The organism is Streptomyces flaveus (genome assembly GCF_014647675.1).
Taxonomy (GTDB): Bacteria; Actinomycetota; Actinomycetes; order Streptomycetales; family Streptomycetaceae; genus Streptomyces; species Streptomyces flaveus.
The window spans coordinates 88,368-114,291 of sequence record NZ_BMPQ01000001.1 but is presented as its reverse complement, the minus strand read 5'-3'; the positions used below and the strand labels follow the sequence as shown (position 1 = coordinate 114,291).

At 68.9% G+C, this 25,924-nt stretch carries 30 protein-coding genes and 1 pseudogene; 17 read left to right on the top strand and 14 right to left on the bottom strand.

The window, feature by feature from the left end:
- Nucleotides 1-62 precede the first annotated feature (62 nt).
- Both IEZ21_RS47270 and IEZ21_RS00570 read left to right on the top strand, forming a co-directional pair.
- Nucleotides 63-294 (top strand): annotated as a pseudogene (locus tag IEZ21_RS47270) (FCD domain-containing protein); the annotation flags it as partial.
- The gene (locus IEZ21_RS00570) at nucleotides 291-770 is read left to right on the top strand and encodes a protein-tyrosine phosphatase family protein (RefSeq protein ID WP_189319926.1); all 480 of its coding nucleotides are present in this window, start codon (nucleotides 291-293) and stop codon (nucleotides 768-770) included. The pseudogene IEZ21_RS47270 and the gene IEZ21_RS00570, both read left to right, overlap by 4 nt.
- An 86-nt stretch (nucleotides 771-856) precedes the next feature.
- Here the strand turns inward: IEZ21_RS00570 and IEZ21_RS00565 are convergent, their stop codons facing one another.
- Together IEZ21_RS00565 and IEZ21_RS00560 are read right to left on the bottom strand one after the other, a co-directional pair.
- Nucleotides 857-1,309: an NUDIX hydrolase gene (locus IEZ21_RS00565; protein WP_189319925.1), complete on the bottom strand. Its 453-nt coding sequence runs from the start codon at nucleotides 1,307-1,309 to the stop codon at nucleotides 857-859.
- Between the two features lie 211 nt (nucleotides 1,310-1,520).
- A complete protein-coding gene (locus IEZ21_RS00560) occupies nucleotides 1,521-1,973 on the bottom strand; it encodes an SRPBCC family protein (protein ID WP_189319924.1) in 453 nt (150 codons plus the stop codon).
- Nucleotides 1,974-2,241: 268 nt separating this feature from the next.
- Between IEZ21_RS00560 and IEZ21_RS00555 the strand changes: the two genes are divergently transcribed.
- Complete coding sequence (locus tag IEZ21_RS00555; protein WP_373302162.1) at nucleotides 2,242-3,390, top strand: glycoside hydrolase family 113 protein; 1,149 nt, start codon at nucleotides 2,242-2,244, stop codon at nucleotides 3,388-3,390.
- Nucleotides 3,391-3,405: 15 nt separating this feature from the next.
- Here the strand turns inward: IEZ21_RS00555 and IEZ21_RS00550 are convergent, their stop codons facing one another.
- Nucleotides 3,406-3,978: a class I SAM-dependent methyltransferase gene (locus IEZ21_RS00550; RefSeq protein ID WP_189319922.1), complete on the bottom strand. Its 573-nt coding sequence runs from the start codon at nucleotides 3,976-3,978 to the stop codon at nucleotides 3,406-3,408.
- Nucleotides 3,979-4,033: 55 nt separating this feature from the next.
- On the opposite strand from IEZ21_RS00550, the gene IEZ21_RS00545 reads away from it, so the two are divergent.
- From IEZ21_RS00545 to IEZ21_RS00535, 3 genes are all read left to right on the top strand, one after another.
- A complete protein-coding gene (locus IEZ21_RS00545) occupies nucleotides 4,034-4,789 on the top strand; it encodes an AraC family transcriptional regulator (RefSeq protein ID WP_189319921.1) in 756 nt (251 codons plus the stop codon).
- 157 nt (nucleotides 4,790-4,946) lie between these two features.
- Nucleotides 4,947-5,327 carry a type II toxin-antitoxin system RelE/ParE family toxin gene (locus IEZ21_RS00540; RefSeq protein ID WP_189319920.1) on the top strand — a complete coding sequence of 127 codons (381 nt, stop codon included), beginning with the start codon at nucleotides 4,947-4,949 and terminating at the stop codon, nucleotides 5,325-5,327.
- Nucleotides 5,324-5,647, top strand: coding sequence for a helix-turn-helix domain-containing protein (locus tag IEZ21_RS00535; RefSeq protein WP_189319919.1), 324 nt, complete (start codon nucleotides 5,324-5,326; stop codon nucleotides 5,645-5,647). The genes IEZ21_RS00540 and IEZ21_RS00535 overlap by 4 nt, the downstream gene beginning before the upstream one ends.
- A 910-nt stretch (nucleotides 5,648-6,557) precedes the next feature.
- Here IEZ21_RS00535 and IEZ21_RS00530 read toward each other — a convergent pair.
- From IEZ21_RS00530 to IEZ21_RS00520, 3 genes are all read right to left on the bottom strand, one after another.
- Nucleotides 6,558-7,136, bottom strand: coding sequence for a GNAT family N-acetyltransferase (locus IEZ21_RS00530; protein WP_189319918.1), 579 nt, complete (start codon nucleotides 7,134-7,136; stop codon nucleotides 6,558-6,560).
- Between the two features lie 400 nt (nucleotides 7,137-7,536).
- Complete coding sequence (locus IEZ21_RS00525; protein WP_189319917.1) at nucleotides 7,537-7,734, bottom strand: DUF397 domain-containing protein; 198 nt, start codon at nucleotides 7,732-7,734, stop codon at nucleotides 7,537-7,539.
- The gene (locus IEZ21_RS00520; protein ID WP_189319916.1) at nucleotides 7,716-8,549 is read right to left on the bottom strand and encodes a helix-turn-helix domain-containing protein; all 834 of its coding nucleotides are present in this window, start codon (nucleotides 8,547-8,549) and stop codon (nucleotides 7,716-7,718) included. The genes IEZ21_RS00525 and IEZ21_RS00520 overlap by 19 nt, the downstream gene beginning before the upstream one ends.
- 88 nt (nucleotides 8,550-8,637) lie before the next feature.
- Between IEZ21_RS00520 and IEZ21_RS00515 the strand changes: the two genes are divergently transcribed.
- The 5 genes from IEZ21_RS00515 (at nucleotide 8,638) to IEZ21_RS00495 (ending at nucleotide 11,487) form a co-directional block, all read left to right on the top strand.
- On the top strand, nucleotides 8,638-8,892 hold the full coding sequence (locus tag IEZ21_RS00515; protein WP_373302139.1) for a hypothetical protein: 255 nt from the start codon (nucleotides 8,638-8,640) through the stop codon (nucleotides 8,890-8,892).
- Nucleotides 8,889-9,104, top strand: a complete 216-nt coding sequence (locus IEZ21_RS00510; protein ID WP_033320935.1) for a hypothetical protein — start codon at nucleotides 8,889-8,891, stop codon at nucleotides 9,102-9,104. The genes IEZ21_RS00515 and IEZ21_RS00510 overlap by 4 nt, the downstream gene beginning before the upstream one ends.
- Nucleotides 9,105-9,167: 63 nt before the next feature.
- Nucleotides 9,168-9,794: a DUF1266 domain-containing protein gene (locus tag IEZ21_RS00505; protein WP_246567177.1), complete on the top strand. Its 627-nt coding sequence runs from the start codon at nucleotides 9,168-9,170 to the stop codon at nucleotides 9,792-9,794.
- A gap of 49 nt (nucleotides 9,795-9,843) precedes the next feature.
- Nucleotides 9,844-10,620, top strand: coding sequence for a DNA repair protein RecO (gene recO / locus IEZ21_RS00500; protein ID WP_189319915.1), 777 nt, complete (start codon nucleotides 9,844-9,846; stop codon nucleotides 10,618-10,620).
- Between the two features lie 15 nt (nucleotides 10,621-10,635).
- Nucleotides 10,636-11,487: an isoprenyl transferase gene (locus IEZ21_RS00495; RefSeq protein ID WP_189319914.1), complete on the top strand. Its 852-nt coding sequence runs from the start codon at nucleotides 10,636-10,638 to the stop codon at nucleotides 11,485-11,487.
- 201 nt (nucleotides 11,488-11,688) lie between these two features.
- On the opposite strand, the gene IEZ21_RS00490 is transcribed toward IEZ21_RS00495, so the two are convergent.
- The 4 genes from IEZ21_RS00490 to IEZ21_RS00475 are packed head-to-tail and all read right to left on the bottom strand — an operon-like array spanning nucleotide 11,689 to nucleotide 14,898.
- Nucleotides 11,689-12,105, bottom strand: coding sequence for a Fur family transcriptional regulator (locus IEZ21_RS00490; protein WP_189319913.1), 417 nt, complete (start codon nucleotides 12,103-12,105; stop codon nucleotides 11,689-11,691).
- Nucleotides 12,106-12,164: 59 nt separating this feature from the next.
- Complete coding sequence (locus tag IEZ21_RS00485; protein ID WP_189319912.1) at nucleotides 12,165-13,061, bottom strand: metal ABC transporter permease; 897 nt, start codon at nucleotides 13,059-13,061, stop codon at nucleotides 12,165-12,167.
- Between the two features lie 19 nt (nucleotides 13,062-13,080).
- Nucleotides 13,081-13,863 carry a metal ABC transporter ATP-binding protein gene (locus tag IEZ21_RS00480; protein WP_189319911.1) on the bottom strand — a complete coding sequence of 261 codons (783 nt, stop codon included), beginning with the start codon at nucleotides 13,861-13,863 and terminating at the stop codon, nucleotides 13,081-13,083.
- Between the two features lie 60 nt (nucleotides 13,864-13,923).
- A complete protein-coding gene (locus IEZ21_RS00475) occupies nucleotides 13,924-14,898 on the bottom strand; it encodes a metal ABC transporter solute-binding protein, Zn/Mn family (protein WP_189319910.1) in 975 nt (324 codons plus the stop codon).
- Nucleotides 14,899-15,106: 208 nt separating this feature from the next.
- Between IEZ21_RS00475 and IEZ21_RS00470 the strand changes: the two genes are divergently transcribed.
- The 4 genes from IEZ21_RS00470 (at nucleotide 15,107) to IEZ21_RS00455 (ending at nucleotide 19,577) form a co-directional block, all read left to right on the top strand.
- Nucleotides 15,107-16,489, top strand: coding sequence for a glycine--tRNA ligase (locus tag IEZ21_RS00470; RefSeq protein WP_189319909.1), 1,383 nt, complete (start codon nucleotides 15,107-15,109; stop codon nucleotides 16,487-16,489).
- A 363-nt stretch (nucleotides 16,490-16,852) separates the two neighbouring features.
- Complete coding sequence (locus IEZ21_RS00465) at nucleotides 16,853-17,794, top strand: DUF4394 domain-containing protein (protein ID WP_189319908.1); 942 nt, start codon at nucleotides 16,853-16,855, stop codon at nucleotides 17,792-17,794.
- A gap of 167 nt (nucleotides 17,795-17,961) precedes the next feature.
- Complete coding sequence (locus IEZ21_RS00460; RefSeq protein ID WP_189319907.1) at nucleotides 17,962-18,966, top strand: aldo/keto reductase; 1,005 nt, start codon at nucleotides 17,962-17,964, stop codon at nucleotides 18,964-18,966.
- A gap of 26 nt (nucleotides 18,967-18,992) precedes the next feature.
- The gene (locus IEZ21_RS00455) at nucleotides 18,993-19,577 is read left to right on the top strand and encodes a TetR/AcrR family transcriptional regulator (protein ID WP_033320869.1); all 585 of its coding nucleotides are present in this window, start codon (nucleotides 18,993-18,995) and stop codon (nucleotides 19,575-19,577) included.
- Nucleotides 19,578-19,611: 34 nt separating this feature from the next.
- Here the strand turns inward: IEZ21_RS00455 and IEZ21_RS00450 are convergent, their stop codons facing one another.
- Entirely contained in the window at nucleotides 19,612-20,649 is a 1,038-nt protein-coding gene (locus IEZ21_RS00450; RefSeq protein ID WP_189319906.1) for an aldo/keto reductase, read from the bottom strand.
- A gap of 112 nt (nucleotides 20,650-20,761) precedes the next feature.
- Here IEZ21_RS00450 and IEZ21_RS00445 point away from each other — a divergent pair, with 112 nt between their 5' ends.
- Nucleotides 20,762-21,658 carry an AraC family transcriptional regulator gene (locus IEZ21_RS00445; protein WP_189319905.1) on the top strand — a complete coding sequence of 299 codons (897 nt, stop codon included), beginning with the start codon at nucleotides 20,762-20,764 and terminating at the stop codon, nucleotides 21,656-21,658.
- Nucleotides 21,659-21,669: 11 nt separating this feature from the next.
- Here IEZ21_RS00445 and IEZ21_RS00440 read toward each other — a convergent pair whose 3' ends face one another.
- Together IEZ21_RS00440 and IEZ21_RS00435 are read right to left on the bottom strand one after the other, a co-directional pair.
- Nucleotides 21,670-21,876 carry a hypothetical protein gene (locus tag IEZ21_RS00440; protein WP_033320872.1) on the bottom strand — a complete coding sequence of 69 codons (207 nt, stop codon included), beginning with the start codon at nucleotides 21,874-21,876 and terminating at the stop codon, nucleotides 21,670-21,672.
- Between the two features lie 105 nt (nucleotides 21,877-21,981).
- Nucleotides 21,982-23,463 carry an MFS transporter gene (locus IEZ21_RS00435; RefSeq protein ID WP_189319904.1) on the bottom strand — a complete coding sequence of 494 codons (1,482 nt, stop codon included), beginning with the start codon at nucleotides 23,461-23,463 and terminating at the stop codon, nucleotides 21,982-21,984.
- A gap of 62 nt (nucleotides 23,464-23,525) precedes the next feature.
- On the opposite strand from IEZ21_RS00435, the gene IEZ21_RS00430 reads away from it, so the two are divergent.
- Nucleotides 23,526-24,419, top strand: a complete 894-nt coding sequence (locus IEZ21_RS00430) for a helix-turn-helix transcriptional regulator (protein ID WP_373302161.1) — start codon at nucleotides 23,526-23,528, stop codon at nucleotides 24,417-24,419.
- 9 nt (nucleotides 24,420-24,428) lie between these two features.
- Here the strand turns inward: IEZ21_RS00430 and IEZ21_RS00425 are convergent, their stop codons facing one another.
- Nucleotides 24,429-25,874, bottom strand: a complete 1,446-nt coding sequence (locus IEZ21_RS00425) for an MFS transporter (RefSeq protein ID WP_189319902.1) — start codon at nucleotides 25,872-25,874, stop codon at nucleotides 24,429-24,431.
- Between the last annotated feature and the right edge of the window lie 50 nt (nucleotides 25,875-25,924).

The following is a 25,924-nucleotide window of genomic DNA, read 5'->3' as shown; positions in this document are numbered from 1 at the left end:
GGGTCGTGAAAGAAGTTCAGCCAGGAGGTGGGACGTATGTCGGCCAGGCGTCACTGACTCCCCTCGGCAACGCGCTCGTTCCGCAACTGCTGGGCGCCTTCTGGACCGTGTCCGGCGGGTCGCCGGAGCGCAGGGCTGGACGGACGATCCGGCACCCGACGTGACGGTGCGGCGGCACCGGGACATAGTCGTCGCCCTCAGGGCACGGGATGCCGAGGGGCGCAGCGGGCGATGGCGGTACATTTCCGGGGGATCGAAGCAAGGGCGGCTCAGGAGTCGAGGGGTGTCGGGTGAGCGAGGTCGGGGATACGGCTCGGGACGGGGGCTGGGCGGGCGAGGCGGCCGGTGTACTGAGGCTGCCGTCCGGTCGGCTGGTACGGGGCCGTGGGCTGCGGCGCCCGCTCGCGCCGTCGGCGCCGGCACCCACGTACGCCGTCTATCTGCTGGGCAAAAACCCACCCGAAGTCCCCTGGGAAACCCGCTGGATCCGCTGGCCGGACTTCTGGCTGCCCCGTGACCGCGCGTACGCCCGCGAGGTGCTGACGGAGGCGTGGAACCGGGCGGCGTCTCCGGGCGAGCGGGTCGAGATCGCCTGCGGGGGTGGCCGCGGACGTACGGGTACGGCCCTCGCCTGCCTGGCGGTCCTGGACGGCGTACCGCCGGATGAGGCAGTGGACTTCGTACGCCGGAACTACGACCGGCATGCGGTCGAGACCCCGTGGCAGCGGAGGTATGTACGAGGTTTCGCGGAGCCGTCGCGGGTCAGGTGAGGCGTCAGTCAGGCGAGGCGCAGGGTGATCCAGGGCACGGTGTCGCCCGGCAGCACTACCGCTCGACTGAGCCGAGCCGGAGCCGCTCAGGGGGCGGTCTCGCCCCGTACGAGCGGATGGCACACCGGCTGGAGGCCCGCGGGGAGTTCGTCCGGGCGGCACCAGCGGGCCTCAAGGATCTCGAAGGAATCGATGCGCAGTTCGCCGCCCAGCAGGCGCGCTTCGTAGGCCACTTCGAGACGGGTGCGGAAGCCGCTGTTCAGCAGGACGAGGCGGCCCGCCTCCACATCGAGGTTGGTCTCCTCCTTGATCTCGCGGACCACGGTCTGCCGGAAGTCCTCGCCCTTGTGCGCGAAGCCACTCGGCAGGCCCCACTGGCGTCCCGGCGGCCACATCCGGTGCCGTAACAGCAGCACCCGGCCTTCGTCATCGCGCACGACACCGGTCACGCCGACCACGAACTTCGCGTTCAGGCACCACATCACACGGCTTTGCACCGGGCGAAGGGCGCGCCAAAGGCGGGTAAGGAGTCGCCTCACGGGGCCTCCGAGGGGATACGGGGATGTCGCTCCCCGCGAACGGGTGGCGGTCGGGCGAGGCCTTCGCCCCTACGGACGGTACCCCGTCGGCGGCGCGTGTTCGCGCCGTAGTCGGTGATGCTCGGCACCGACGGCGGCCGGGGCGGCAGGCTGGTGCGTACTGCCCCGGCCGCCCTGTATTCCACGGTCCGCTGGTGATTTCTGAAAGAGTTCAGCCCTTCGCCTTTTCGGCCAGGAAAGCGCTCAGGCTGTCGAGAAGCATGGTGCTGCCCTGTTCGGCCATGTCGCGTTCCTCGGTGGTGTCGCAAGTCTGGCTGAGCACGATCCGGGTGTGGTGGTCGTCCTGCCCGTCGAGTTCCAGGGTCATGACTGCGGGCTCGGGCTTGCCGGGGACGTCCATGCCGATCACCAGACGGCGGTTTTCGGCGACCTCGAGATAGCTGCCGGTCAGCGGGAACTGCCCGCCGTCGGGGGTGAGCATCGTGGCCTTCCACGCTCCGCCGGGCCGTACGTCCATCTCGACGGAGCCGGCAGCGGCGTAGGCCCACTGGGCGTACTGATCGGTTGTGGTCCATGCCTGCCACACCGCCGCCGTCGGGGCGTCCAGCGTTCGGGTCAGCGTGTAGGAGAAACTGTTGGCCGCAGATGTCTGCTCGGTGCTCATGTTTCGTCTCCTCGTCTCGCCCTTGGTCGGGCTGTCGCACAGGTAGACGCCCGAGGGCGCGGAAACTCATCGGTCCGTTGGGGGCTTCCTCGATCCGCGTCTCCGAGTTCGGAGTTCATACCTTGGTTGCCCTCGCATCGACCATCGGCGGACAGCCAAGTTCCCCTCGGCTCAAGAGACTTGCTGCATGGAGAAGACCAAGGGGAATCAGGGGAACACGGGCAACAAAGGGAACACGGAGAACACGGGGATCAGTCGCGCGCGCTTCATGGCGGGAGCGGCTGTTGTCGGGGGTGCGGCGGCGGTCGGGGGCCTCGCGGCCCCCGCGTCGGCGTCGACCCGAGCGGCTGCGTCAGGGGCAACGGCAGTGGCGGCAGAGTCAACGGCAGTGGAGGCTCGGCGCGGGCTGACGCACAGGGGTGTCGTCTACACCCTGGGGAAAGGCGAGACGCCCGGTACCGCCTGGAGTGAGCGGAGGATGCGCGAGGACGTCCGCGTGATCGCGGGCGAACTGCACGCCGACTCCGTCGAGGTCACCGGGGATGGCGTCGAGCGGCTCAACGCCACGGCGAGTGAGGTGGCCGAGCGCGGACTACACGTGTGGTTGCAGCCGACGCTGGGCGACGTGCCGGAGAAGGAGATCCTCGATCACCTCGCCGAGAGCGGGCGGCACGGGGAGCGGCTGCGGCGGCAGGGCGCACAGGTCACCCTCGCCGTCGGGTGTGAGTTCTGGCTGTTCGTGCCGGGCATCGTGCCGGGGGACGACGTCTTCGAGCGGATCGACAACCTGGAGAAGGGGAACTTCGATCTCGCGAAGGTGCAGAAGCGGCTGGCCAGGTTCACCGCGAAGGCGGCGGCGGTGGGCCGGTCCGTCTTCCGCGGCAAACTCAGTTACGCCGCCGCGCAGGACGAGACGTTCGAGAACGTCGACTGGGGGCTGTTCGACATCGTAGGCATCGACTACTACTCGTACTTCCGCCAACGAGCCGACTATGTACGGGAGTTGCGTACGTTCCTGCGCTGGGGCAAGCCCCTGGCCATCACCGAGTTCGGCACCTGCACCTTCAAAGGTGCCCCGGAGGCGGGCGGCATGGGCTGGGACATCGTCGACTACACCAAGAACCCGCCGGAGATCAAAGGCAACCCCGTCCGCAGCGAGCGCACCCAGGCCGCGTATCTCACCGATCTCCTCGACGTCTTCGAGTCGATGAACCTGCACGCGGCGATGGCCTTCGAGTTCGTCACCGCCGACGCCCCGCACCGGCCCGACAATCCGCGCTACGACCTCGACATGGCGTCGTACGCCATCGTCAAGCCGATCAAGGACTGCCCAGACGACCCTGCCTCCGACTGGCACTGGGAGCCCAAGCAGGCCTTCCACGCCGTCGCCCGCCACTACGGCCGGGCACGCTGCTGAAAGCAAACGCCCAGTTCAGGGACGCCGGGCCCGGAAGCGGAGGCCGCCCGTCTCCGGGTGCAGGTTCACCGATACGTTCGTGAAGCCGGCCTTCGTCAGGCGGTCCGGGAGGTCGGCCGGCTCCAGCGTGTTCATCGTGTCGCGGAAGTGGAGCAGCCGGAAGCGGAAACTCGGCTGGCTGTCGCAGCCGGCGAAGACACCGCCGGGACGCAGCACGCGGTACGCCTCCGCGAAGATCCGGTCCTGGTGGGCGGCCGTCGGCACATGGTGCAGCATGACGAAGCAGACGACCGAGGAGAAGCTCGCGTCCGGCACGGGGACCGCCGCTCCGTCCGCGCGCAGGATGCGCGCCCTGCTTCCCCACTTCTGCTCCAGCAGGGTCGCGGTGGTCTCGTCGATCTCCGCGGCCGTGACACGGGGTACCTGTTCGATGAGTACGCGGAGATTGGCGCCGTAACCCGGACCGATCTCCAGTACGTCGTCGCCGAGGTCCACGCCGTCGAGTGTCCACGGGAGGATGTGTTCCTTGGTGGTCTGAGCCCACTTCTCGGAGCTGCACAGTCTGCGGTGCATGAGATTCATCGGCATACGGCGACGGTATGAGCGCAGCCACCGTGTCCGACACGGGCTAAGCTGCCGTCCCATGTCGCCAGACGGACACCCGGCCGCCACCGCGATCTTCATCGGCCACTTCACCATGCCGAGGGGGACGACGTACGGCCGGCACTGGCACTCCTTCCACCAACTCGCCTGGGCCGCAAAGGGGTTGCTGCGCGTGAGCAGCGAACGCGGGGCCTGGCTGCTGCCGCCCTCACTGGCCCTGTGGATGCCCGCCTGGGTGCCCCATACGACGGAGTCCGCGGGCGACACGGTCATGCGCAGCGCGTACGTCGACCCCGCCGCGTCCCCGGAGATCCGGTGGCCCGAGCCGACGGTGGTCGCCGCGGGCCCACTGCTCCAGGCGCTCATCGACCACCTGGGACGGACCGGCCTCGCCCCGGACGCACGGTCGCGCGCGGAGGCCGTACTCCTCGATGTGCTGCACCCCGTGCCGGTGACGAGCGTGTCGGTGACCGAGCCTCGTGATCCGCGGGCGCGGGCGGTGGCGCGGGCGCTCGTCCGAGACCCTGCAGACGGACGGCCGTTGGAGGCTTGGGGTACGGAAGTCGGCGCCAGCGCCCGCACGTTGGCCCGCCTCTTCGTCGCTGAAACGGGGCTGGCCTTCGGCCAGTGGCGCGAGCAGCTGCGCATGCAGTCCGCGATGCCGTTGCTCGCCGAGGGCATGACGGTGGAGGCCGTGGCCCGGAGGGTCGGTTACGGCTCCGCCAGCTCGTTCGTCGCGGCGTTTCGGCGGGTGGTGGGTGTCACGCCCCGGCAGTACTTCCCGGTGCGCGGCTGAGGGACCGCTCTTGCGAGCGAGGGCCGGAGTCGGACTCTGAGCTACAGCGCCGTCATTTGAGGGTGATCGCCTCGTACGAGTGAATGTTCCGGGTTCGGACTGATGGCCCCACCTTCCCATAGGTTTAGTGAATGCTAAACTCCCGAAGGGATTGAAGGTGGAAGAACAGTGGGACATCTACCTGACCGACGAGGTGGATCAATGGCTGCACGACCTCGAGAAGGCCGACCCCGTCTCGTACGTGCTGGTGAACCAGGCGATCTGGATCCTCGCCTGCCACGGGCCCGCCGAGGGACGCCCTCTGGTCGATCGGATCAAGGGATCGACGCTGCACAACCTCAAGGAGCTTCGTCCGGGATCGGCGGGGCGGAGCGAGGTGCGTGTCCTGTTCATGTTCGACCCGTGGCGCTCCGCGATCCTTTTGGTGGCCGGAGACAAGGCGGGGAATTGGAAAGCCTGGTACGACGAGGCGATCCCGTTGGCCGAGCTCCGGTACGCGGAGTACGTGGCTGATCGGATGAAGGAGTCGGGCAAGTGAGCGGATACGTCAGGTGGTCGGCCAGTGGGCACCGCGAGCGGGCCGAGGAGTTGGCGGGTGACCGGGACACGTTTCTCGAGGGCGCCCAGCACATGCTCGCCGAGGCCCGGGCCTGGAGGCTGGTCGACATGCGTCAGGAACGCGGATTCACTCAGGCGCAGGTGGCCGAGCGGATGGGCGTGAGCAAGGGGCGGATCTCGCAGATCGAGAGTGGTCAGGTCTCCGGCACGGATGTCGTGGCCCGGTACGTCGAGGCACTCGGCGGCAGTCTGGTGATGGTCGCGGTCTTCGGTGACGGGGAGTTGCGCAAGGTTGGTTGACCGGGGGCGGAGTAACTCGTGCCGCAGGCTCTCAAGTGAACGTTTGGGCCGCCCGCTTCTTGGCCAGTGTCGTGCTTCCACGGCCCGAGTAAAGGGCGCTCCCTCCGGTCGCGTCGGCTCCGCCGATTCCGCTGCGCTCCACCCTTGACTCGGTCCGCTCCAGCACGGGTGAGAAGCGAGCGGGCGGCCCGAGTAAAGGGGGCCCGGGTAGGGATGGGTCCAGGTGGGCTCACCCGTGGGCCGGTACTTGCGGGCGCACTCGCGCCTCGCCAGCACGCCGGGCCGGCTCAGCGGCTGAGGGCAGTGGGCGGGGGCGCATTCGTCTCGCCTGCATGCCGGGGCGGCTTAGCGACCGACGGCCGGTGGGTAGGTGGGTGCGAAAATCGTGAACACCGAGGGGTGCATTGCCCTTTGGCTGCTCAAACGAGCGGCGTTTGAACCCGGCGGGGAGAAATGTTCACGCTTTCCGTGACCGGCACGGAGGCGCTGGCAGGTGAACGCTGGTGGTGGAGCGCCTTCAGCGGGTACGCCGGGTTGGGCTTGGCGGCTGACCGTACGTGGGTGGCATCGGTGTGGCCCGGAGCGCCGGGAGCGCCGGGAGTGTGGGCGGCCAACGGCCCGTGGGCGGGGATGCCTTGGGTCGGGTGGGTAACTCGGGTGTGGGCAGGGCGGCTTGCGGTGGAGCTGACCGGGGTGAGCCAGGTGCCCGGATGGTCGATGGCCCCGGTCTGCGTCCATCTCCCATCTGGACGGTGATGATTGGAAGGTTTGGGACACATTCGGGGGGCCTACGCCGTCCCAAACCTTCCAATCACCGCAACCTTCCAAGTGCGCGTCTGGGCCGCCGATGGGGGCGGATCCAGTTCGGTCTCGCCGCCCTGTGCCCGGCTTGATCACTTCGGAGCGGCACTTATACGTCCGCCCGGGGCGTGTCCCGCTGCGTGGTGTAGCCCGTGGGTTTCCCTGAGGGGATCCGGTACAGCACGCACTGGCGTAGCGGCCCTTCGGGCACGCTCGGATCCTCGAAGTCGTCGGCCGGGTCCCGGGTCATGCCGATCCGGCGCATCACCGCCTGGGAACGAAGGTTGTTGACGGTCGTCGAGGCAACGATCTCCGACAGCCCGAGGGCCTCGAAGCCGAAGGCCAGGCACGCCAGGGCGGCCTCGGTGGCGTAACCGTGGCCCCACGCCGAACGCATCAACCGCCATCCGATATCCACCCCCGCGAACGGCATGTCCTCGTCCACCTTGTCCAAGCCAGCGCGGCCGATGAACTCACCGGTCTCCCGTGCTTCCAGCGCCCACCACCCAAATCCTCGGTCGTCGAACTCGGCCTGCATGAGTGCCACCGCGGCATCGCTTTGCCCCCGCGTCAGCAGTTCCCCCAGGTGTTCTCGGACGTCGGGATCGGCGTTCATCGCCGCCCACGGCTCGAGGTCGGACTCCCGCCACCGGCGGAGCAGGAGACGATCGGTACACAGTTCAGGCATGCCCCACAGCTAACGCGATCAGGATCCGGGGGGCGATCGCTTATATCGAGCCGTACGGTCCTCGCCAATGCCAGACCCACTGTGCAGATCTTCACGGCCGACACCACCCGGCGGGACGCCATCTCCGCCCGGCCGCGACCGGGTACCGATCACGGAAAAGTGTGACACTCGCCCCGGAAGTGTCACATTTTCTGCAACTCACCTATCTGCCCCACCGGCCGTCGGCCGCTGAGCCGGCCCGGCGTGCTGGCGAGGCGCGACCGCGCCCGTGAGCCCCGGCCCACGGGTGAGCCCACCTGGACCCATCCCTACCCGGGCCCCCTTTACTCGGGCCGTGGAAGCACGACACTGGCCAAGAAGCGGGCGGCCCAAACGTTCACTTGAGAGCCTGCGGCACGAGTTACTCGGCCACGGCTCCGATGAACTCCGTCCAGGCCGCCGCACCGATCACCAGCACGGGCCCCTCCATGACCTTGCTGTCCCGGACAGGTACGACGCCGGGGACTCCGTCGGCCACCTCGACGCACGACTCCCCGCCGTCGCCGCCGCTGTGGGTGCTCTTGCGCCACCGTGCGGTACTCAGGTCGTACTCGCGCATCGTCTGTAATCCTCCGCCACCGATTCGATCAGGGCCAGGGACGCCTCTGGCGACAACGCGGCGGCCCTGAGGAGATCGTAATGCGCCTGCGAACGCTTCACTACTGCCGGATCGTCCAGCAGATTCCCCGAAAGCACCGCCTCTGTATAGACGGTTGGCGGGGCGTCGTCGAACTCCATGAGTGTCATCATCTTGCCCATCGCAGGGTGCGCCCCAGCAGAGAACGGGAACACCTGAACCATCACCTTGCGCTCACGCATCATCGCCGCGATGTGATCCAGCTGCCGGGCCATCGCGGCGGGACCACCTACCGGGATGCGCAGCGCGGCTTCGTGCAGAACCGCCCAATACACGGGCCGTGTAGCGTCCTTGAGGAGCTGGGTGCGGTCCATGCGCAACCTGACCATCTCCTCGATGTACTCGTCTGCGGCGAGCGGGTTGCTCGCCAGGTAGATGGCGCGTGCGTACACGGCGGTCTGAAGCAGCCCTGGGACGACCGTCGGCGCGTACTCGCAGATCTCAGTCGCCAGCCGTTCAAGCTCCGCCACATGCGCGAAGTGGTCCGCGTATGCCTGCTCCTTGATGAGCTTTCGCCAAAGCCTCTCGAAAAAGCCTCCGGTTTGTAGGACCTCATCGATCCGCTGCGCCACATCCAACTGCGGCTTCCGAATAGCCTGTTCGAATTGCCCAATGTAGCCGCCCGACACAAAAACGCGAGAACCCAAGTCGGACTGAGTGAATCCGGCCTCCTCGCGCCGCCGTTTCAGCTCCGTACCGAAGAACTCCCAGGCCGCCTGCCGCGAACCATTGGCCATGGCCAACCCCCTTGTACTGCACCGTCGTTGCTGAGCGTAGAGGTCTTCCAAAGTCTAAGCGGCCAGCGCCACCGTGGAGATGAAAAGCGTGAAACTCAAAAGCGAGGGGATCAGCACGATGGCTGACTGTGAAGGTCACGGCGTACGGCACTCGACGCGATGCGTCGAGGAGGCGGAGGAAACGGTGAAAGAGTTGCGTGAAGCACTCGCGAACGCAGGAATCAAGTTGCCGACACTCCGGATCGACCCGGCGAGTTTGGCGCGGGAGACGCCTTGCCCGCTCATCGAATTGGGTCGGTGTTCCGTCGAGACGGCGGCACGGCTGGCGGCGGTGATCCGGTGAGGCTGCCGATCGGGGCGTACGCCTTCGATACGAAGACGGGGAAGGTGGGCGTGGTGATGGGGCACGAGGGGCCGTACGTACAGCTCAGACCGATCGGCGGCGGCCGCGAGTGGGACTGTGAACCGGGCTCGGTCCGCGCGGCCACCCAGGCGGAACGCCTCCGCGCGGCCACGGCCTACGCGAACGCACGCAGCCGCGGGGAGGTCCCTTGAAGCGCGACCATGACCGTGACCGGGGGTAATCCCTGAGGTCGGTGTGACATAGGGTGCGGCCACATGGCGATATGGAACCCGATACGGAACCTTCGCAAGCCGAAGACGGCTCGCAAGTACCCCGTGCCGCTCACCATGCACCAGCTGTGGATGGTGTCGCTCAGTGCACCCGTGAACCGCGACCGGGAGACCTCGCGGACGACGCTGTACCCCTTCACCCGCATCGACGACGAGAAGGCCCGGCGGTGGCTGGCCGACCAGTGGGAGATCACTTCGCGTGAGGCGCTGGCCGGCCGGCTCGACGGTCTCTCGCGGAGCGGTTACCGCGCGCGGGCGCGGCTGCGGCTCGGATTCGAACCGCTGGCATGGGACGCCGGGCTGTACGTGGACATCACCCGGCGGGGCTTCGCGTGTGGGCTGCTGAGCGAGGCCGAGGCGTGGACCGCGCTCAAGAACATCGTGCCGGCGGTGGTACGGACATACGGCTCCTGGAAGGAGTACGCCGAGCACTATCAGCTGGGGCGGATGGTGTGGCGCGAAGGCCTCCAGAGCGCACGGGAGGCGGACCTGCCGGCCCCGCAGGAGGTGTCCGACGCCCACCTGCAATCCCTGCTGGACCCGATGAACAAGTCCAGCCCCTGGAACATGGCGCCCTGGGAGACGATCAGCCATCCCGACCGCGCTCGCTGACTCCATAGGCGAGAATGGGCCATATGAGTATGGGCTGCGGGGGCGCGCGATGAGTCTCTTCCGGGATGACGGTGTCGTGCTGCGGACGCAGAAGCTCGGCGAGGCGGACCGCATCATCACCCTGCTCACGCGCGGGCATGGGCGTGTGCGGGCCGTGGCCCGTGGAGTACGGCGTACGAAGTCGAAGTTCGGGGCGCGGCTCGAACCGTTCTCGCATGTGGACGTGCAGTTCTTCGCGCGCGGGAGCGAGCTGGTGGGGCGCGGGCTGCCGCTGTGCACGCAGAGCGAGACGATCGCTCCGTACGGTGGCGGGATCGTCGCCGACTACGCCCGCTACACCGCCGGGACGGCCATGCTGGAGACGGCCGAGCGGTTCACGGACCACGAGGGCGAACCGGCCGTGCAGCAGTATCTGCTGCTCGTCGGCGGGCTGCGGACGCTGGCCCGCGGCGAGCACGAGCCGCATCTCGTCCTCGACGCCTTTCTGCTGCGCTCGCTCGCCGTGAACGGCTACGCGCCCAGTTTCAGCGACTGTGCGAAGTGCGGGATGGCGGGACCGAACCGGTTCTTCTCGGTCGCCGCGGGAGGTTCTGTCTGCGCGGACTGCCGGGTGCCCGGCAGCGTCGTACCCTCGGCGGGGGCCCTCGAACTGCTCGGTGCGCTGCTGACGGGGGACTGGGCCACGGCTGACGCGTGCGAGTCGCGGTACGTCCGGGAGGGCAGTGGGCTGGTGTCGGCCTATCTGCACTGGCATCTGGAGCGTGGGCTGCGCTCGCTGCGCTACGTAGAGAAACAGCCGTACAAAACAGCGGCAACAGAGACCTAGGGAGACGAGAAGCACATGGTGGTACGCGGGATCCTGGGGCGCCAGCGCCGCGAGTACAAGACGCCGGAGCCGCATCCGTCCGGCGCCCGCGCGCCGAAGCTTCCCGGTGAGCTGATCCCGAACCATGTGGCGATCGTCATGGACGGGAACGGGCGGTGGGCCAAGGAGCGGGGGCTGCCGCGGACCGAGGGGCACCGGGTGGGGGAGGGCGTCGTGATGGACGTTCTCAAGGGCTGCATCGAGATGGGCGTCAAGAACCTCTCCCTGTACGCCTTCTCGACGGAGAACTGGAAGCGGTCACCGGAAGAGGTCCGCTTCCTGATGAACTTCAACCGGGACGTCATCCGCCGTCGGCGTGACGAGATGGACGAGCTGGGGATCCGGATCCGCTGGGTCGGCCGTATGCCCAAGCTGTGGAAGTCCGTCGTCCAGGAACTCCAGGTCGCACAGGAGCAGACGAAGCAGAACGACGCGATGACGCTGTACTTCTGCGTCAACTACGGCGGGCGGGCCGAACTCGCTGACGCGGCGAAGGCGTTGGCCGCGGACGTGGCCTCCGGCAAGCTTGATCCGGAGAAGGTCACCGAGAAGACCGTGCAGAAGTATCTGTACTACCCGGACATGCCGGACGTCGATCTCTTCCTTCGCCCGAGTGGCGAGCAGCGCACGTCCAACTACCTGCTCTGGCAGTCGAGTTACGCCGAGATGGTGTTCCAGGACGTGCTGTGGCCGGACTTCGACCGTCGTGACCTGTGGCGGGCGTGTGTGGAGTACGCCCAGCGGGACCGGCGCTTCGGCGGGGCGGTTCCTAACGAGCAGCTGCTGGAGATGGAGGCCGCGATGAAGGGGCGCCCGGAGGGCGGTTGATCGCCCCCGCCGCCCCTACCCGTCCCGTCCTGAAACTGGGGGCTCCGCCCCCAGACCCCCGGGTCGTTCTTCGGCTGCGGGCCGTCCGTGGCTGGTCGCTCCCCCACTCTCGAACAGGCTCGAGCGGGGGGACCCCCATCGCGGCGGAGCCGCAAATTGATGCAGCCCCGCGCCTCTAAGGGGCGCTCCCGGAACCCGCCCCTATCCCCGCGCCGCCGCACATTCCGCACACGTACCGAAGATCTCCACCGTGTGCGCCACGTTCACATACCCGTACTCCACCGCGATCGCCTCCGCCCACTTCTCGACCGCCGGGCCCTCGACCTCCACCGCCTTGCCGCACACACGGCAGACGAGGTGGTGATGGTGATCACCGGTCGAGCAGCGGCGGTACACCGACTCGCCGTCGGACGTGCGCAGGACGTCCACCTCGCCGGCGTCGGCCAGGGACTGGAGTGTGCGGTACACCGTGGTGAGGCCGACGGAGTCGCCCTTGTGTTTGAGCATGTCGTGGAGATCCTGCGCGCTGCGGAACTCGTCGACCTCGTCGAGCGCCGCCGCCACAGCGGCGCGCTGCCGGGTCGAACGGCCCCGAACGGGCGGTCCAGCGGTCGTCACCGTTGCCTCCTTAGAACTGCGGCTCGCCGGGCCATTGTGCCAGCCCGATCCGAGGGCAGTCAGACGCCGATCTTCCCTGACGAGTCACGGGTGGCCGGAATCGCGCATTCCACCGGGTCCCCGGTGGCCTGTGCCATGGCCCGCGCCCGGCGCCGGTTCAGCGGTGTGGCCAGTGCCGTCAGCGCGATGAACGCCCCGATGGTCAGCAGGACAATTGTCGCGCCGGGCGGCACGTCCTGGTAGTACGAGGTGACCGTGCCGCCGATGGTCACGCTCACACCGATGGCCACGGCGATCGCGAACGTGGCCGCGAAGCTGCGGCTCAACTGCTGTGCGGCCGCGACCGGTACGACCATCAGGGCCGAGACCAGGAGCAGGCCGACGACCCGCATCGCGACCGTCACCGTGACGGCCGCCGTGACAGCCGTCAGAAGGTTCAGGGCGCGCACCGGCAGCCCGGTCACCCGCGCGAACTCCTCGTCCTGGCTCACCGCGAACAGCTGCCGGCGCAGGCCCAGAGTGACGAGAACCACGAAAGCCGCCAGCAGGCAGATCGCCGTGACGTCGCTCTCGCTCACCGTCGACAGCGAGCCGAAGAGATACGAGGTCAGGTTGGCGTTGGAGCCGCCCGGCGCGAGGTTGATGAACATCACGCCGCCCGCCATACCGCCGTAGAAGAGCATGGCGAGGGCGATGTCGCCGCGCGTCCTGCCGTACCAGCGGATCAGCTCCATCATCACCGCGCCCACCACCGACACGAGCGTCGCCATCCAGACCGGGGACCAGGACAGCAGGAAGCCCAGGCCCACGCCCGTCATCGCCACGTGGCCGATTCCGTCGCCCATCAGGGCCTGGCGGCGCTGCACGAGGTAGATGCCGACGGCGGGTGCGGTGATGCCGACGAGTACGGCGGCGAGCAGGGCCCGCTGCATGAAGGCGTAATCGAGGATGTCCATGGCCGGTCCTTTTGCTTCCTCAGCTCAGCAGGCCCGTGCGGACCGGTTCGGCGCCGTGTGCCGCGTGCGGGTGTACGTGGTCGTGGCCGGGCAGCGCGTGCTGGCCGACAGCGGGAGGCGGCGGGCCGTCGTGCGCCACGCAGCCGTCGCGCAGGACGACCGCGCGGTTGATCAACGGTTCCAGCGGGCCCAACTCGTGCAGCACCAGGAGTACGGACGCGCCCTGGCCGACCTGCTCGCGCAGGGTCTCGGCGAGCATCTCCTGGCTGGCATGATCGACGCCCGCCATCGGCTCGTCCATGATCAGCAGGTCGGGCTGGGAGGCGAGGGCACGGGCGATGAGTACGCGCTGGTGCTGGCCGCCCGACAGCGCGTCGACGGACTGCTTGGCGTGGTCCGCCATGCCGACCAGTTCGAGGACCTGGTGGACGGCCTCGCGGTCCGCCTTGCGCAGGATTCCGAAGCGGGCCCGGGACAGCCGCCCGGACGACACGACCTCGGTCACCGTCGCGGGCACCCCGCCCGCGGCCGTCGTGCGCTGCGGTACGTACCCCACGCGCCCCCAGTCGCTGAAACGGCGCCGCGGTGTGCCGAACAGCTCGATCTCGCCGCGGGTGACCGGGACCTGACCGATGACCGTGCGGACGGCGGTGGACTTGCCGGAGCCGTTGGCGCCGAGCAGCGCGACGACCTCACCGTGGTGCACGGTGAGGTCGATGCCGCGCAGGACGGGGCGTGAGCCGAGTTCGGCCGTCACTCCGCGCAGGGAGATGACGGGTTCCCCGGGCTGGTCAGCCTTCATGGCTCGCGCCTTCCGTTCGCTGCTTCGTCTCGCGTGCACTCTGGCGTGCACCGAACGCGATCACTTCGTGCCGAGAGCCTTCTCCAGCGCCGTCAGGTTCGCCTGCATGACCTGGAAGTAGTCGTCGCCCTTGGACTTGTCGGTGATGCCCTCGAGAGGGTCGAGTACATCAGTCTTGAGACCGGCGTCCGCGGCCAGGGTCTTCGCGGTCTTGTCGGAGACCAGTGTCTCGTAGAAGACGGTGGTGACGCCGTCCGCCTTCGCCTCCTGCTGGAGCTCCTTGACCCGCGCCGCGCTCGGCTCGCTGTCCGGCTCCAGGCCGGCGATGGCCTCCATGGTCAGGCCGTAGCGCTCGGCGAGGTAGCTGAAGGCCGCGTGGTTGGTGAAGAAGACCTTCGTCTTCGTGTTCTTGAGGCCGTCCTCGTACGCCGTGTTGAGGTCGTCCAGCTTCTTCACGAGGTCCGTGGTGTTCTTCTTGTAGTCCGCCGCGTTGTCCGGGTCCTCCTTCTCGAGGGCCTTGCCCACGCCCTCGGCGATCTCGGCGTACTTCACCGGGTCCAGCCAGACGTGCGGATCGAGGGCGTGTTCTTCCTCTTCGCCCTCGCCGTGCTCGTGGCCTTCCTCGGTACCGTGGTCCTCGAGCTTCGTCAGCGTGGCCGCGTCGACCTTCGTCTTGACCTCGGACTGCCCCACCGCTTCGTCGACGGAGGGCTGCAGACCCTTGAGATAGAGGACCGTGTCCGCCTCCTGGAGCTGCGCGGTCTGCTGGGCGCTGATCTCCAGGTCGTGCGGCTCCTGGCCGGGCTCCGTCAGCGAGGTCACACTGACATGGTCCCCGCCGATCTGCTCCGCGAGGAACTGCAGCGGATAGAACGACGCCACGACATCGAGCTTCCCGCCACCGCTCTCCCCCTCCGCGGCGTTGGAGTCGGAGGAGCAGGCGGAGAGGGTGCCGATCGCGAGGGCGGTGGCCGCCAGCGCCGCGGTCCCGGCGGTGTTTATTCGAGAGGCGGCAAGGCGTCGTCGTACGTTCATGACACCCATTTTCAGTGAAAGTGGAAACGATTGTCAACAAGCGTCCTGGTAAGAGGCGGGTAAACCCTGCGTAGGCGCTCTGTCCGTCCTCAACCCGAACCGATTTGATCCGGGGGGCGGGACCGCCGGTAATCTGAAGCATTCGCACCTGAAGCAATCGCTCCTGAAGCAGCTGCTTCGTCGCCGTCGTCGTAATGAAGAGAGCACCGTGGCCGCCGACAAGATCGACACCATCGTCAGCCTGAGCAAGCGCCGTGGCTTCGTCTACCCGTGCAGTGAGATCTACGGTGGTCAGCGTGCCGCCTGGGACTACGGGCCGCTGGGTGTCGAGCTCAAGGAGAACATCAAGCGCCAGTGGTGGCGCTACATGGTGACGTCGCGCGAGGACGTCGTCGGTATCGACTCCTCGGTGATCCTTGCGACCGAGGTCTGGGTGGCCTCCGGTCACGTCGCCACCTTCACCGACCCGCTCACCGAGTGCACCTCCTGTCACAAGCGGTTCCGCGCGGACCACCTGGAGGAGGCGTACGAGGCCAAGCACGGTCGTCCGCCCGAGAGCGGCCTCACCGACGTCAACTGCCCGCACTGCGGCAACAAGGGCCAGTTCACCGAGCCCAAGCAGTTCTCCGGCCTGCTCTCCACGCACCTCGGCCCCACCCAGGACAGCGGTTCCGTCGCCTATCTGCGCCCCGAGACCGCGCAGGGCATCTTCACCAACTTCGCCCAGGTCCAGCAGACCTCGCGCCGCAAGCCGCCGTTCGGCATCGGCCAGATGGGCAAGTCCTTCCGCAACGAGATCACGCCCGGCAACTTCATCTTCCGCACCCGCGAGTTCGAGCAGATGGAGATGGAGTTCTTCGTCAAGCCGGGCGAGGACGAGAAGTGGCAGGAGTACTGGATGCAGGAGCGCTGGAACTGGTACACCGGCCTGGGCCTGCGCGAGGAGAACATGCGCTGGTACGAGCACCCGGCCGAGAAGCTCTCCCACTACTCCAAGCGCACCGCCGACATCGAGTACCGCTTCCAGTTCGGCGGCAACGAATGGGGTGAGCTGGAGGGCGTCGCCAACCGCACCGACTACGACCTCGGCGCCCACTCCAAGGCCTCCGGCCAGGACCTCTCCTACTTCGACCAGGAGGCCGGCGAGCGCTGGACTCCGTACGTCATCGAGCCCGCGGCCGGTGTCGGCCGCGCGATGCTCGCGTTCCTGCTGGACGCGTACATCGAGGACGAGGCGCCCAACGCCAAGGGCAAGATGGAGAAGCGTACGGTGCTGCGTCTTGACCCGCGGCTTGCGCCGGTCAAGGTCGCGGTGCTGCCGCTGTCGCGGAACCCCGAGCTGTCTCCGAAGGCCAAGGGGCTGGCTTCGGCGCTGCGGCAGCACTGGAACATCGAGTTCGACGATGCCGGTGCCATTGGGCGCCGTTACCGGCGGCAGGATGAGATCGGTACGCCGTTCTGTGTGACCGTTGACTTCGACACGCTCGACGATGACGCGGTCACTGTGCGCGAGCGGGACTCGATGAAGCAGGAGCGTGTTTCGCTGGGGCAGATCGAGGGGTACCTGGCGAGTCGGCTGATCGGCTGTTAGGTCGCCCCGCCGCCCTTACACGTCCCATGCCTGGGGCTGCGCCCCGGAGGACCCCACTGGGGCTGCGCCCCAGACCCGCCTGCGTCTGCCTGGTTGGGTTGTTCTGGCGGCTGCGGGTTCGTCGTGGCTTGTCGCGCAGTTCCCCGCGCCCCTAAAAACGCGCGGTTCCCCGCCCCGTACAGGGCGGGGAACCGCGCGTTTTTTAGCGGGGAGCTGCGCGCTTTAAATACCCCGGTTCCGTCTCGTCCGTAACGGATGTAACAGAACCGGCGGATTCGCAATCCAAGGCCCAAACCGTTCCGAAGAGGTGGGCATACGCGGCCCGCAGGGGGTGGGTCGCTGCGAACCTCTCACGGGGGCATCATGCGTAAGCAGGCAATCATCGGCGTCGCGACCATGGCGCTGGCCATCGGCACCGTCGGCTATGTGGCGGCGAGTGACGGGGGGCAGGGGAGCGACTCCTCTTCGGTCGGCTCGGCGATCGAGGCCAAGGGCGGTGCCGGGGCGGGGCTGCCGGCGGTCTCGGGCGGGCGGCTCAGCGCCATCGGGCTCACCGACAACCAGCGGCTCGTCAAGTTCCGGGTCGACCAGCCCGGCCGCACTCTCCCGCTCGGCAAGGTGGGCGGTCTCAAGGGCGACAGCAAGCTGATCGGCATCGACTACCGCGTGCAGAACGGCAAGCTGTACGGCGTCGGCGACCGCGGCGGCATCTACACGATCCGCGAGATCGGCGCCAAGGCGACCAAGGTCTCGCAGCTGAGCGTTGCCCTGCAGGGCAGCTCCTTCGGCGTCGACTTCAACCCGGCCGCGAACCGGCTGCGGGTCATCAGCGACACCGGCCAGAACCTCCGCCACAACATCGACGACCCGGCCGGCGCCCCGGCCGCGGGCACCACCGCGGTCGACGGCACGCTCACCAACCCGCCGGTTCCGCCCGCCACGACCGGGGCCACGGCGCAGGGGGTGACCGGGGCGGCGTACACGAACAACGACCTCGCCGCGGCGACCGCCACCACCCTCTTCGACGTGGACACGGCTCTCGACCAGATCTCCGTCCAGTCCCCGGCCAACGCGGGCAACCTCGCGCCCACCGGCAAGCTGGGCGTGGACGCCGGACCGAGCGCGGGCTTCGACATCTACACGTCGACCCGGTCCGGCTCGAACACCGCGTACGCCGTCCTGCGCGTCGACGGCAAGCAGCGGCTGTACCGGGCAGACCTGCTGAACGGCTCGGTGACTCGTACCGGGACCTTCGACAGTGGACGGGCGGTGGTGGATCTGGCGCTGCCGCTGCGACAGGGCTGAGTCGGCGACAGAAGGCTGAGGTCTGAGAGGTCTGAGAGGTCTGAGAGGTCTGAGGGACCTGAGGGCTGACACATGACAGCTGACAGATATTGAAATCTGTCAGCTGTCATGTCAGGGTGGGTGTACGCCCTCCTGGGGCACCCCTTCCGGACACCCAAGGAGTCCACATGCAAACCCGTCCCCTCGGATCCACCGGCCCTCAGGTCTCCGCCCTCGGTCTCGGCGCGATGGGCATGTCCGCGCTGTACGGCGACGCCGACCGCGCCGAGTCCATCGCGACCATCCACGCCGCCCTCGAAGCGGGCGTGACCCTGATCGACACCGGCGACTTCTACGGCATGGGCCACAACGAGATGCTGATCGGCGAGGCGTTGCGGACCGCGCCCGCTGCGCGGCGCGAACAGGCGCTCACCAGCGTGAAGTTCGGGGCGCTGCGCGACCCGGACGGCGGCTGGGCCGGTTACGACGGCCGGCCGGCCGCGGTGAAGAACTTCGCCGCGTACTCGTTGCAGCGGCTCGGCGTGGACCACATCGACGTGTACCGGATCGCGCGCGTCGACCCGGACGTCCCGATCGAGGAGACGGTGGGGGCGATCGCCGAACTGGTCGAGAAGGGGTACGTCCGGCACGTCGGCCTCAGTGAGGTCGGCGCCGAGACGATCCGCCGGGCCGCCGCGACCGCGCCGATCGCGGACCTCCAGATCGAGTACTCGCTCATCTCACGCGGCATCGAGGACAAGGTGCTGCCGGTCACCCGTGAGCTGGGGATCGGCATCACGGCGTACGGCGTGCTCTCCCGTGGGCTGATCTCCGGGCACTTCACCGCGGACCGGCAGCTGGCGCCGAACGACTTCCGCGCGTTCTCGCCCCGCTTCCAGGGCGAGAACCTCCAGCACAACCTGGGCCTCGTCGATGCGCTGCGGAAGATCGCCGAGCAGAAGGGCGTCAGCGTCGCGCAGATCGCCATCGCCTGGGTGCTGTCCCGCGGTGAGGACATCGTGCCGTTGATCGGCGCGCGGCGCCGGGACCGGCTGACGGAGGCGCTGGGTGCGCTGGACGTCACGCTGGACGCCGCCGACCTGGCCGCGATCGAGGACGCCGTACCGCCCGGCGCCGCCGCGGGCGAGCGCTACCCCGAGCAGCAGATGGCACACCTCGACAGCGAGCGCTGACCCTGCCGCCGGGTACGGTCAACGACATGGCGACCACCGAGATCCTGACCGCCGAGCGCATCCTCGAAGCCACCGAGGAGGTGCTGCGTCGCCATGGCCCGGCGAAGGCCACCGTGGTGGATGTGGCCCGCGTGCTCGGCGTCAGCCACGGCAGCGTCTACCGGCACTTCCGTACGAAGGCGGCGCTGCGGGAGGCGGTGACCAAGCGGTGGCTGGACCGTACGTCCGAGGAGCTCGCCGGTATCGTCGCCGCGGACCGTGACCCGGAGGCCCGGCTGCGTGACTGGCTCGCTGCCCTGTTCGCCGCCAAGCGCCGTAAGGCGGGGGACGATCCCGAGCTCTTCGCCACGTACAGAGTGCTGGCCGGCGAGAACGGCGAGGCTACCGGCCGGCATCTCGCCGACCTCACCGGCCAGCTGACGGAGATCGTCCGGGCCGGTGTCGACGCCGGCGTCTTCACCACCGCCGACCCGGCTACCGCCGCCCGCGCCCTCTTCCACGCCACGGGCCGCTTCCACGACCCCGTCTACGCCCCTGAATGGGAACAGCCGGGGATCGACGCGGAGTTCGAGGCGGTCATGGACCTGGTGCTACGAGGGCTGCGCGCCTGACCGCCTCCCCGAACCCGTAAAGGATCTCCCTGCCTCACCAGGACGGCATGATCGCCTCGGGATAGCGGGACCCGGCCGCGCCCCGCGGCAGGATCTCCTGGACGCGGGCGAGGTCCTGCGGCGTGAGCGTGACATGCGCCGCCGCGACGTTTTCGGCCAGGCGCTGCGGGCTGCGGGTGCCCGGGATGGGCACGATGTCGTCGCCCTGGGCAAGGAGCCAGGCCAGAGCAAGTTGCGTCACTGTGATGCCCTTGGCGTCGGCGAGCGCGGTCAGCTCGCGGATGGCGGCCAGGTTCTTCTCGTAGTTGCCGGGCTGCCAGCGGTCGTCCCAGCTGCGCATGTCGTCCGCGGGGTATTCGGCGGCGGGCTTCACCGCGCCGGTGAGGAATCCGCGGCCCAGCGGTGAGTACGGTACGAAGCCGATGCCCAACTCGCGTACCACGGGCAGTACTTCGGCCTCCACCGCCCGCTCGAACACCGAGTACTCGGTCTGCAGCACGGACACCGGGTGGACGGCGTGGGCGCGGCGGAGGATGTCGGGGCCGGCCTCGCTGAGCCCGAGGTACCGCACCTTGCCTTCGGCGATCAGCTCGCCGATCGTGCCCGCCACGTCCTCGATCGGCACGTCCGGGTCGACGCGGTGCTGGTAGAGGACGTCGATGTGGTCGGTGCCGAGGTGGCGCAGGCTGTTCTCGGTGACCTCACGGATGTGGTCGGGGCGGCTGTTCAGCGCCATGCCCGCGGCGTTCTGCGGAGCGTCCATGTCGAAGCCGAACTTGGTGGCGATGACCACGTCGTCGCGGAAGTCCTTCACGGCCCGGCCGAGCAACTGCTCGTTGCTTCCGGTGCCCATGCCGTACAGCTCGGCGGTGTCGAAGAGGGTGACGCCGAGGTCGTACGCCCTGCGGATGGTGGCGATGCCGCCGGGCTCGTCACCGGCTCCGTACGCCATGGTCATGCCCATCGTGCCGAGACCGATCGCCCCGGCCTGAAGGCCCTGCGTGCCGAGCTTGCGCGTCGGCAGGTTGCTGCTCTGGTTCTTGTCCTGCTGGTTCTTGTCCTGCTGTGTCATGCCGTCGACGCTATGAGCGCGGGCACCGCCGGGTCATGGGCCGGGGGCCGCATAGGATTGCCTGATCCTCTCAGGGCCCCGGCCCGGGAACACGCTACCCAGGGAGCGCTTCATGCTGGACGAGCTCGCGGCGGCCATCGCCCGGCACGGCGACGACTGGTGGTCCGACACCGCGGTGCCACGCCTCCGGCTGGTGAGGCTGGACGAGCCCATCACCCCCATCGACCTGCTGTACGAGCCGATGATCTGCTTCATCGTCGACGGCTCCAAGAGCAGTGTCGCGGGCGAGAGGAGCTGGACGACGGGGAGCGGGGAGATGCTCTTCAACTCGCTCGTGCTGCCGGTCACCTCCACGTTCGAGCGGCTGCCGTACCGCTCGGCGGTGATGCGCCTCGACGGCACGATGCTCGCCGACCTCCTGCTGGAACTGGACGGCACGGACCCCGTCACGCTCACCGGGCCCGAGCCCGAGCCCGGCGCGCAGATCACCGCACCGATGACCCCCGAGATCGTCGACGCGGTCACCCGATGGGTACGGCTGCTCGACACCCCGGACGACATCCGCCCTCTGGCGAACCGTATCGAGGGCGAGATCCTCTACCGCCTGCTCGGCAGTCCCCTCGGCCCGACCCTGCGTCACTTCACGCTTGCCGACACCGCCGCCGCCCGGGTCCGCACGGCGGCCAGGTGGATCTGCACCCACTTCACCGAGCCGCTCAGCATCGAGGCGATCGCGGGGGTGGCCCACATGAGCCCCGCCACCCTGCACCGCCACTTCAAGTCCGCCACCGGCATGAGCCCGCTGCGCTTCCAGAAGCACCTGCGGCTTCAGGAGGCCCGCCGCCGTCTGCTCGCCGGCGACACCACGGCGGCCCTGGTCGCGGAGGCGGTCGGCTATGTGAGCGCGACCCAGTTCAACCGCGAGTACCGGCGGGCGTACGGACTGCCGCCCGCCCAGGACGCGGCCAGGCTGCGGGACCGGCTGGTGAACGCCGGACAGGCACGGTAGGGATCGGCTCCCTATCCCTCCGACGGATTCACCGTCGCCTGATGCGCCTCCGCGAGGTGCTCCTCCGCCTTCAGCCAGGGCAGGAACTGGGCGCCTTTCCGCCAGCCGCACGTATCGCATCTGATAGTGCGCTGCATGCCCGCGCGTTGGACACGTACGACATGTTCGCGGCCGTGCTGGTCCCAGCGGCTGACCTTGCTCGTGTTGATCTGCAGCATGACGAACTCCTCCTGTGGGGTGGTGGCTCGCAGCAAGGAGTGTGCAGCAAGACCAACATCAACAGGGGCACATGTGACGAGAGTTGAATTCCCGAACACGGCGGTCTAACTGATCGTACGGGGCAGGCGCAGGCTCAGGAGGGTCGTCAGGGCGATGCCCGCCAGCTGGACCAGCAGCGTTGTGACCAGGGCGTCTCGCATGCCCATGCCGGGGATCAGAGCCAGGAAGAGGGAGCCGAGGGTGGCGACGCCCAGGGCGAGGGCCGACTGCTGGGCGGTGATCATGACGCCGCTGCCGACTCCGCCACGGGCGGGCGGGACCTCGGAGAGGATGACGCGGAAGATGACGGGGAGTTGGAGGGCCTGGCCCGCGCCGGCCACGGCCGCGCCCGGCAGCAGTTCCACCACGCCGAGGTCCGGCCAGGAGCGCCAGGCGGCGAGGGCGATGAGGGCCACGCCGACCGCCTGGACGAGGCCGCCGGCGGTCACGACGCGCGTGCCGTAGCGGGTGACGAGCCGCGGGCCCCAGAGCGAGACGGCGAAGAAGACCACCGCCATGGGTGCCAGCGCCAGTCCGGCCGGGACCGGGCCGAGCCCGGCACCCTGCTGCAGCGCCACCGCGATCACGAACATGAAGCCACTGAAGCCGATCGAGAACGGCACCACCATGGCGAGGCCCCGGCGCAGCGACGTCAGCGCGAACAGACTCGGCGGCACCAGGGGCGTACGGCCCTGGCGGTCCTCCCGGCGCTCGACGAGGTAGAAGGCCGCCGCCGCGAAGGGGAACGCCGCCAGCGCCAGCCACGTCCACAGGGGCCAGCCCGCCGCCCGGCCCTCGGTGAGCGGGGCGAGGAGGGTCAGCAGCGAGGCGCCCAGCAGCAGCGTGCCGGGGATGTCCACCGGCTCCGGGTGCTGCGAGCGGGTCTCGGGGACGGCGCGTGCGGCCAGGACCAGGCCGAGCAGCACCACGGGTACGTTCACCAGGAACACCGAGCGCCATTCCGTGCCGGCGATGTTCGCCGCGACCAGGATGCCGCCGAGGATCTGCCCGGCCACCATGGAGAGCCCGGCCGTCGCGCCGTACAGGCCCATGGCCTTGGCGCGGCGCGGGCCCTCCGTCGCCGACTGGATGGTGGCGAGGACCTGCGGCAGCATCGCCGCGGCTGCCGCACCCTGCGCGACGCGCGCCGCGACCAGCGTCCAGGCGGTGGGCGCAAGGCCGCACGCCAGCGAGGTCAGCCCGAAGGCCGCCATGCCGACGAGGAAGAGCCGACGCCGGCCGAACATGTCGCCGAGCCGTCCGCCGAGGACGAGGAGGACGGCGTACGAGACTCCGTACCCGGCGACGACGAGTTCCAGGACCGCCTCGCTCGCGGACAGGTCCCGGGCGATGGTCGGCAGGGCGACGTTGACGATGAAGAAGTCGATGAGGGGGAGTGCCGCGCCGAGCAGCACGGTGAAGAGTCCCAGGCCGCCGAGCACGGGCGGGGTGGCAGGGGAGCGGGTGGCACTGCTGTCGAGAGTTCCTGTTTCGGTCACGTACCTCAGCGTCGGCCAACTCCCAGGCTGGTACCAGAGTCTTCTCATCCTGGTACCAGGAGTACCTGGAAACAGGATCCGGCCGACGGCATGCTGGTCGCATGACGACCATGGCCCAGGATGCGGCGGTACGGGAGTCCGGGGCGCCCCGGGCTCGGGAAGCGCGGGAGTCGGTGATCCGGCGGCACGAACTCGCCGCGTTTCTGCGTCACCGCCGCGAGCACGTCACCCCCGAGCAGGTCGGTCTGCCGCGCGGGCCCCGGCGCCGCACGCCCGGCCTGCGCCGCGAGGAGGTCGCGCAGCTCTCCGCGGTCGGCGTCACCTGGTACACGTGGCTCGAGCAGGCCCGGGACATCCAGGTCTCCGTCCAGGTCCTCGACGCCCTCGCCCGCACCCTGATGCTCGACGCCAGCGAGCGCGCGCACCTCTTCAACCTGGCGGGGGCCGTCGACCCCGCACCCGGCGCGCACTGCGCATCGGTCACCGATGCCCAGCGCGCACTCCTGCGACAGCTGGATCCGATCCCGGCCTGCGTCCAGAACAGCCGGTACGACATCCTCGCCCACAACCGCACGTACGGGCTGCTGTTCTGTGACCTCGACGCCATCCCGCCTCAGGACCGCAACTGCATGCTCCTCTGCTTCACGAACGAGGACTGGCAGTCGTCGCTCGTGCGGCTGGAGGAGACCATGCGGGTCATGGCCGCCAAGTTCCGCGCTTCAATGGCCGGTCATCTCGCCGAGCCCGCCTGGAAGATGCTGCTCAAGCGGCTGCGCGATCAGTCGCCGGAGTTCCGCGAGATCTGGGAGCGGCACGAGGTCGTCAGCGCCGGCAGCAAGCGCAAGCAGTTCACCAACGCCCACGTCGGTAAACTCACCGTGGACAACACCGACTTGTGGCTCGGCCCGCACAACGGCCCCCGCATGGTGACGTTCGCACCGGCCGACGCCGAGTCCCGCGAACGCCTGGAGAAGCTGCATGCGATCGCCCTCGCGCGGGCGTAAGGGCGTACGTCAGGCCAGTACGTCCGCCTGTTCCTTGACCTCCGCCGACTCCAGCCGCTCCGCGGTGCGTTCGGCGGTCCGGCGGGCCCAGCGGCCGCTCGTCAGGGCGCCGACGACCAGGACCGCGAGGCCGCAGGCCGCGATGATCCACCAGCCGGGGCGGGCGGCCGAGACGAAGACCTCGCGGTACGAGGACGAGCCGACGCCCGCGGCCAGTACCGCGCCGATCACGGCGACGCCCAGCGTCTGGCCGATCTGGCGGCTGGTGGAGGCGACCGCGGCGGCGACGCCGGCCTGGGCGCGGGGCATGCCGGAGACGGCGGTGTTGGTGATGGGGGCGTTGACGAAGCCGAAGCCGAGGCCGAAGAGGACATATCCGATGACGAGCGTGATGTTCGACGTCTCGGCCTCGAAGGCGGCGAAGAGCACTCCGCTCGCGGTCATCGCCACTCCGGCGACGAGGAGGGAGAGCCGAGGGCCACGGCTGCCGACGAGGCGGCCGGACAGCGGGGCGGAGACGAAGGTCAGGGCGGCCATGGGGAGCATCCACAGGCCCGCGTTCAGGGCGGTCAGGCCGCGTACGTTCTGCAGATAGAGCGTCGAGAGGAAGAGGAAGCCGCCGAGCGCCGCGAACGCGCTGATCGCCACGACCGTGGCCCCGCTGAACGGCGCCGAGCGGAAGAAGCGCAGGTCGATGAGGGGTTCGGCGCGGCGAGGCTCGTACCACAGGAGGCTCAGCAGGGCGGCCAGGGCCAGGGCGCCGAAGGCGATGACCTTGGGGGCGCTCGAGTGGGGGGCCTCGATGATCGCGTACGTCAGGGAGCCGAGCAGCGTGACCACCAGGAGCTGGCCCACCGGGTCGGGGCGGCGGGCCTTCGGGGCGCGGGACTCCGGGACGTACCGGAGGGTGAGCAGGAGCGCTACCAGGCCCACCGGGAGGTTGATCCAGAAGATCGAGCGCCAGCCGACCGAGTCCACGAGAAGGCCGCCGATCAGAGGGCCGGCCGCCATCGATATGCCGACGACACCGCCCCACACCCCGATGGCGCGGGCGCGCTCGCGCGGCTCCGTGAACGTGTTGGTGATGATCGACATCGCGACCGGGTTGAGCATCGAACCGCCCACCGCCTGCACCATCCGGAAGGCGATGAGCGATTCGAGGTTCGGCGCGAGGGAACACAGCACCGAGCCGATCGTGAAGACGATCAGCCCCGCCATGAAGACCCGCTTGCGGCCGATACGGTCGGCCGTCGACCCCGCGAGCATCAGCAGCGAGGCGAGCACCAGCGTGTACGCGTCGATCGTCCACTGGAGGCCGGCCGTACTCGCGTGCAGTTCCCTCTGCATCGAGGGCAGCGCGACGTTCAGCACGGTGTTGTCGAGGCTCACGATCAGCAGGCTCATACAGCAGATCGCGAGAACCAGCATGCGTCGGCGGTGGTTGAGCTCAGGCATTCCATCAGGGTACGCCGATTTCAGTAGTGCGCCTAACTAACGACTCTGGT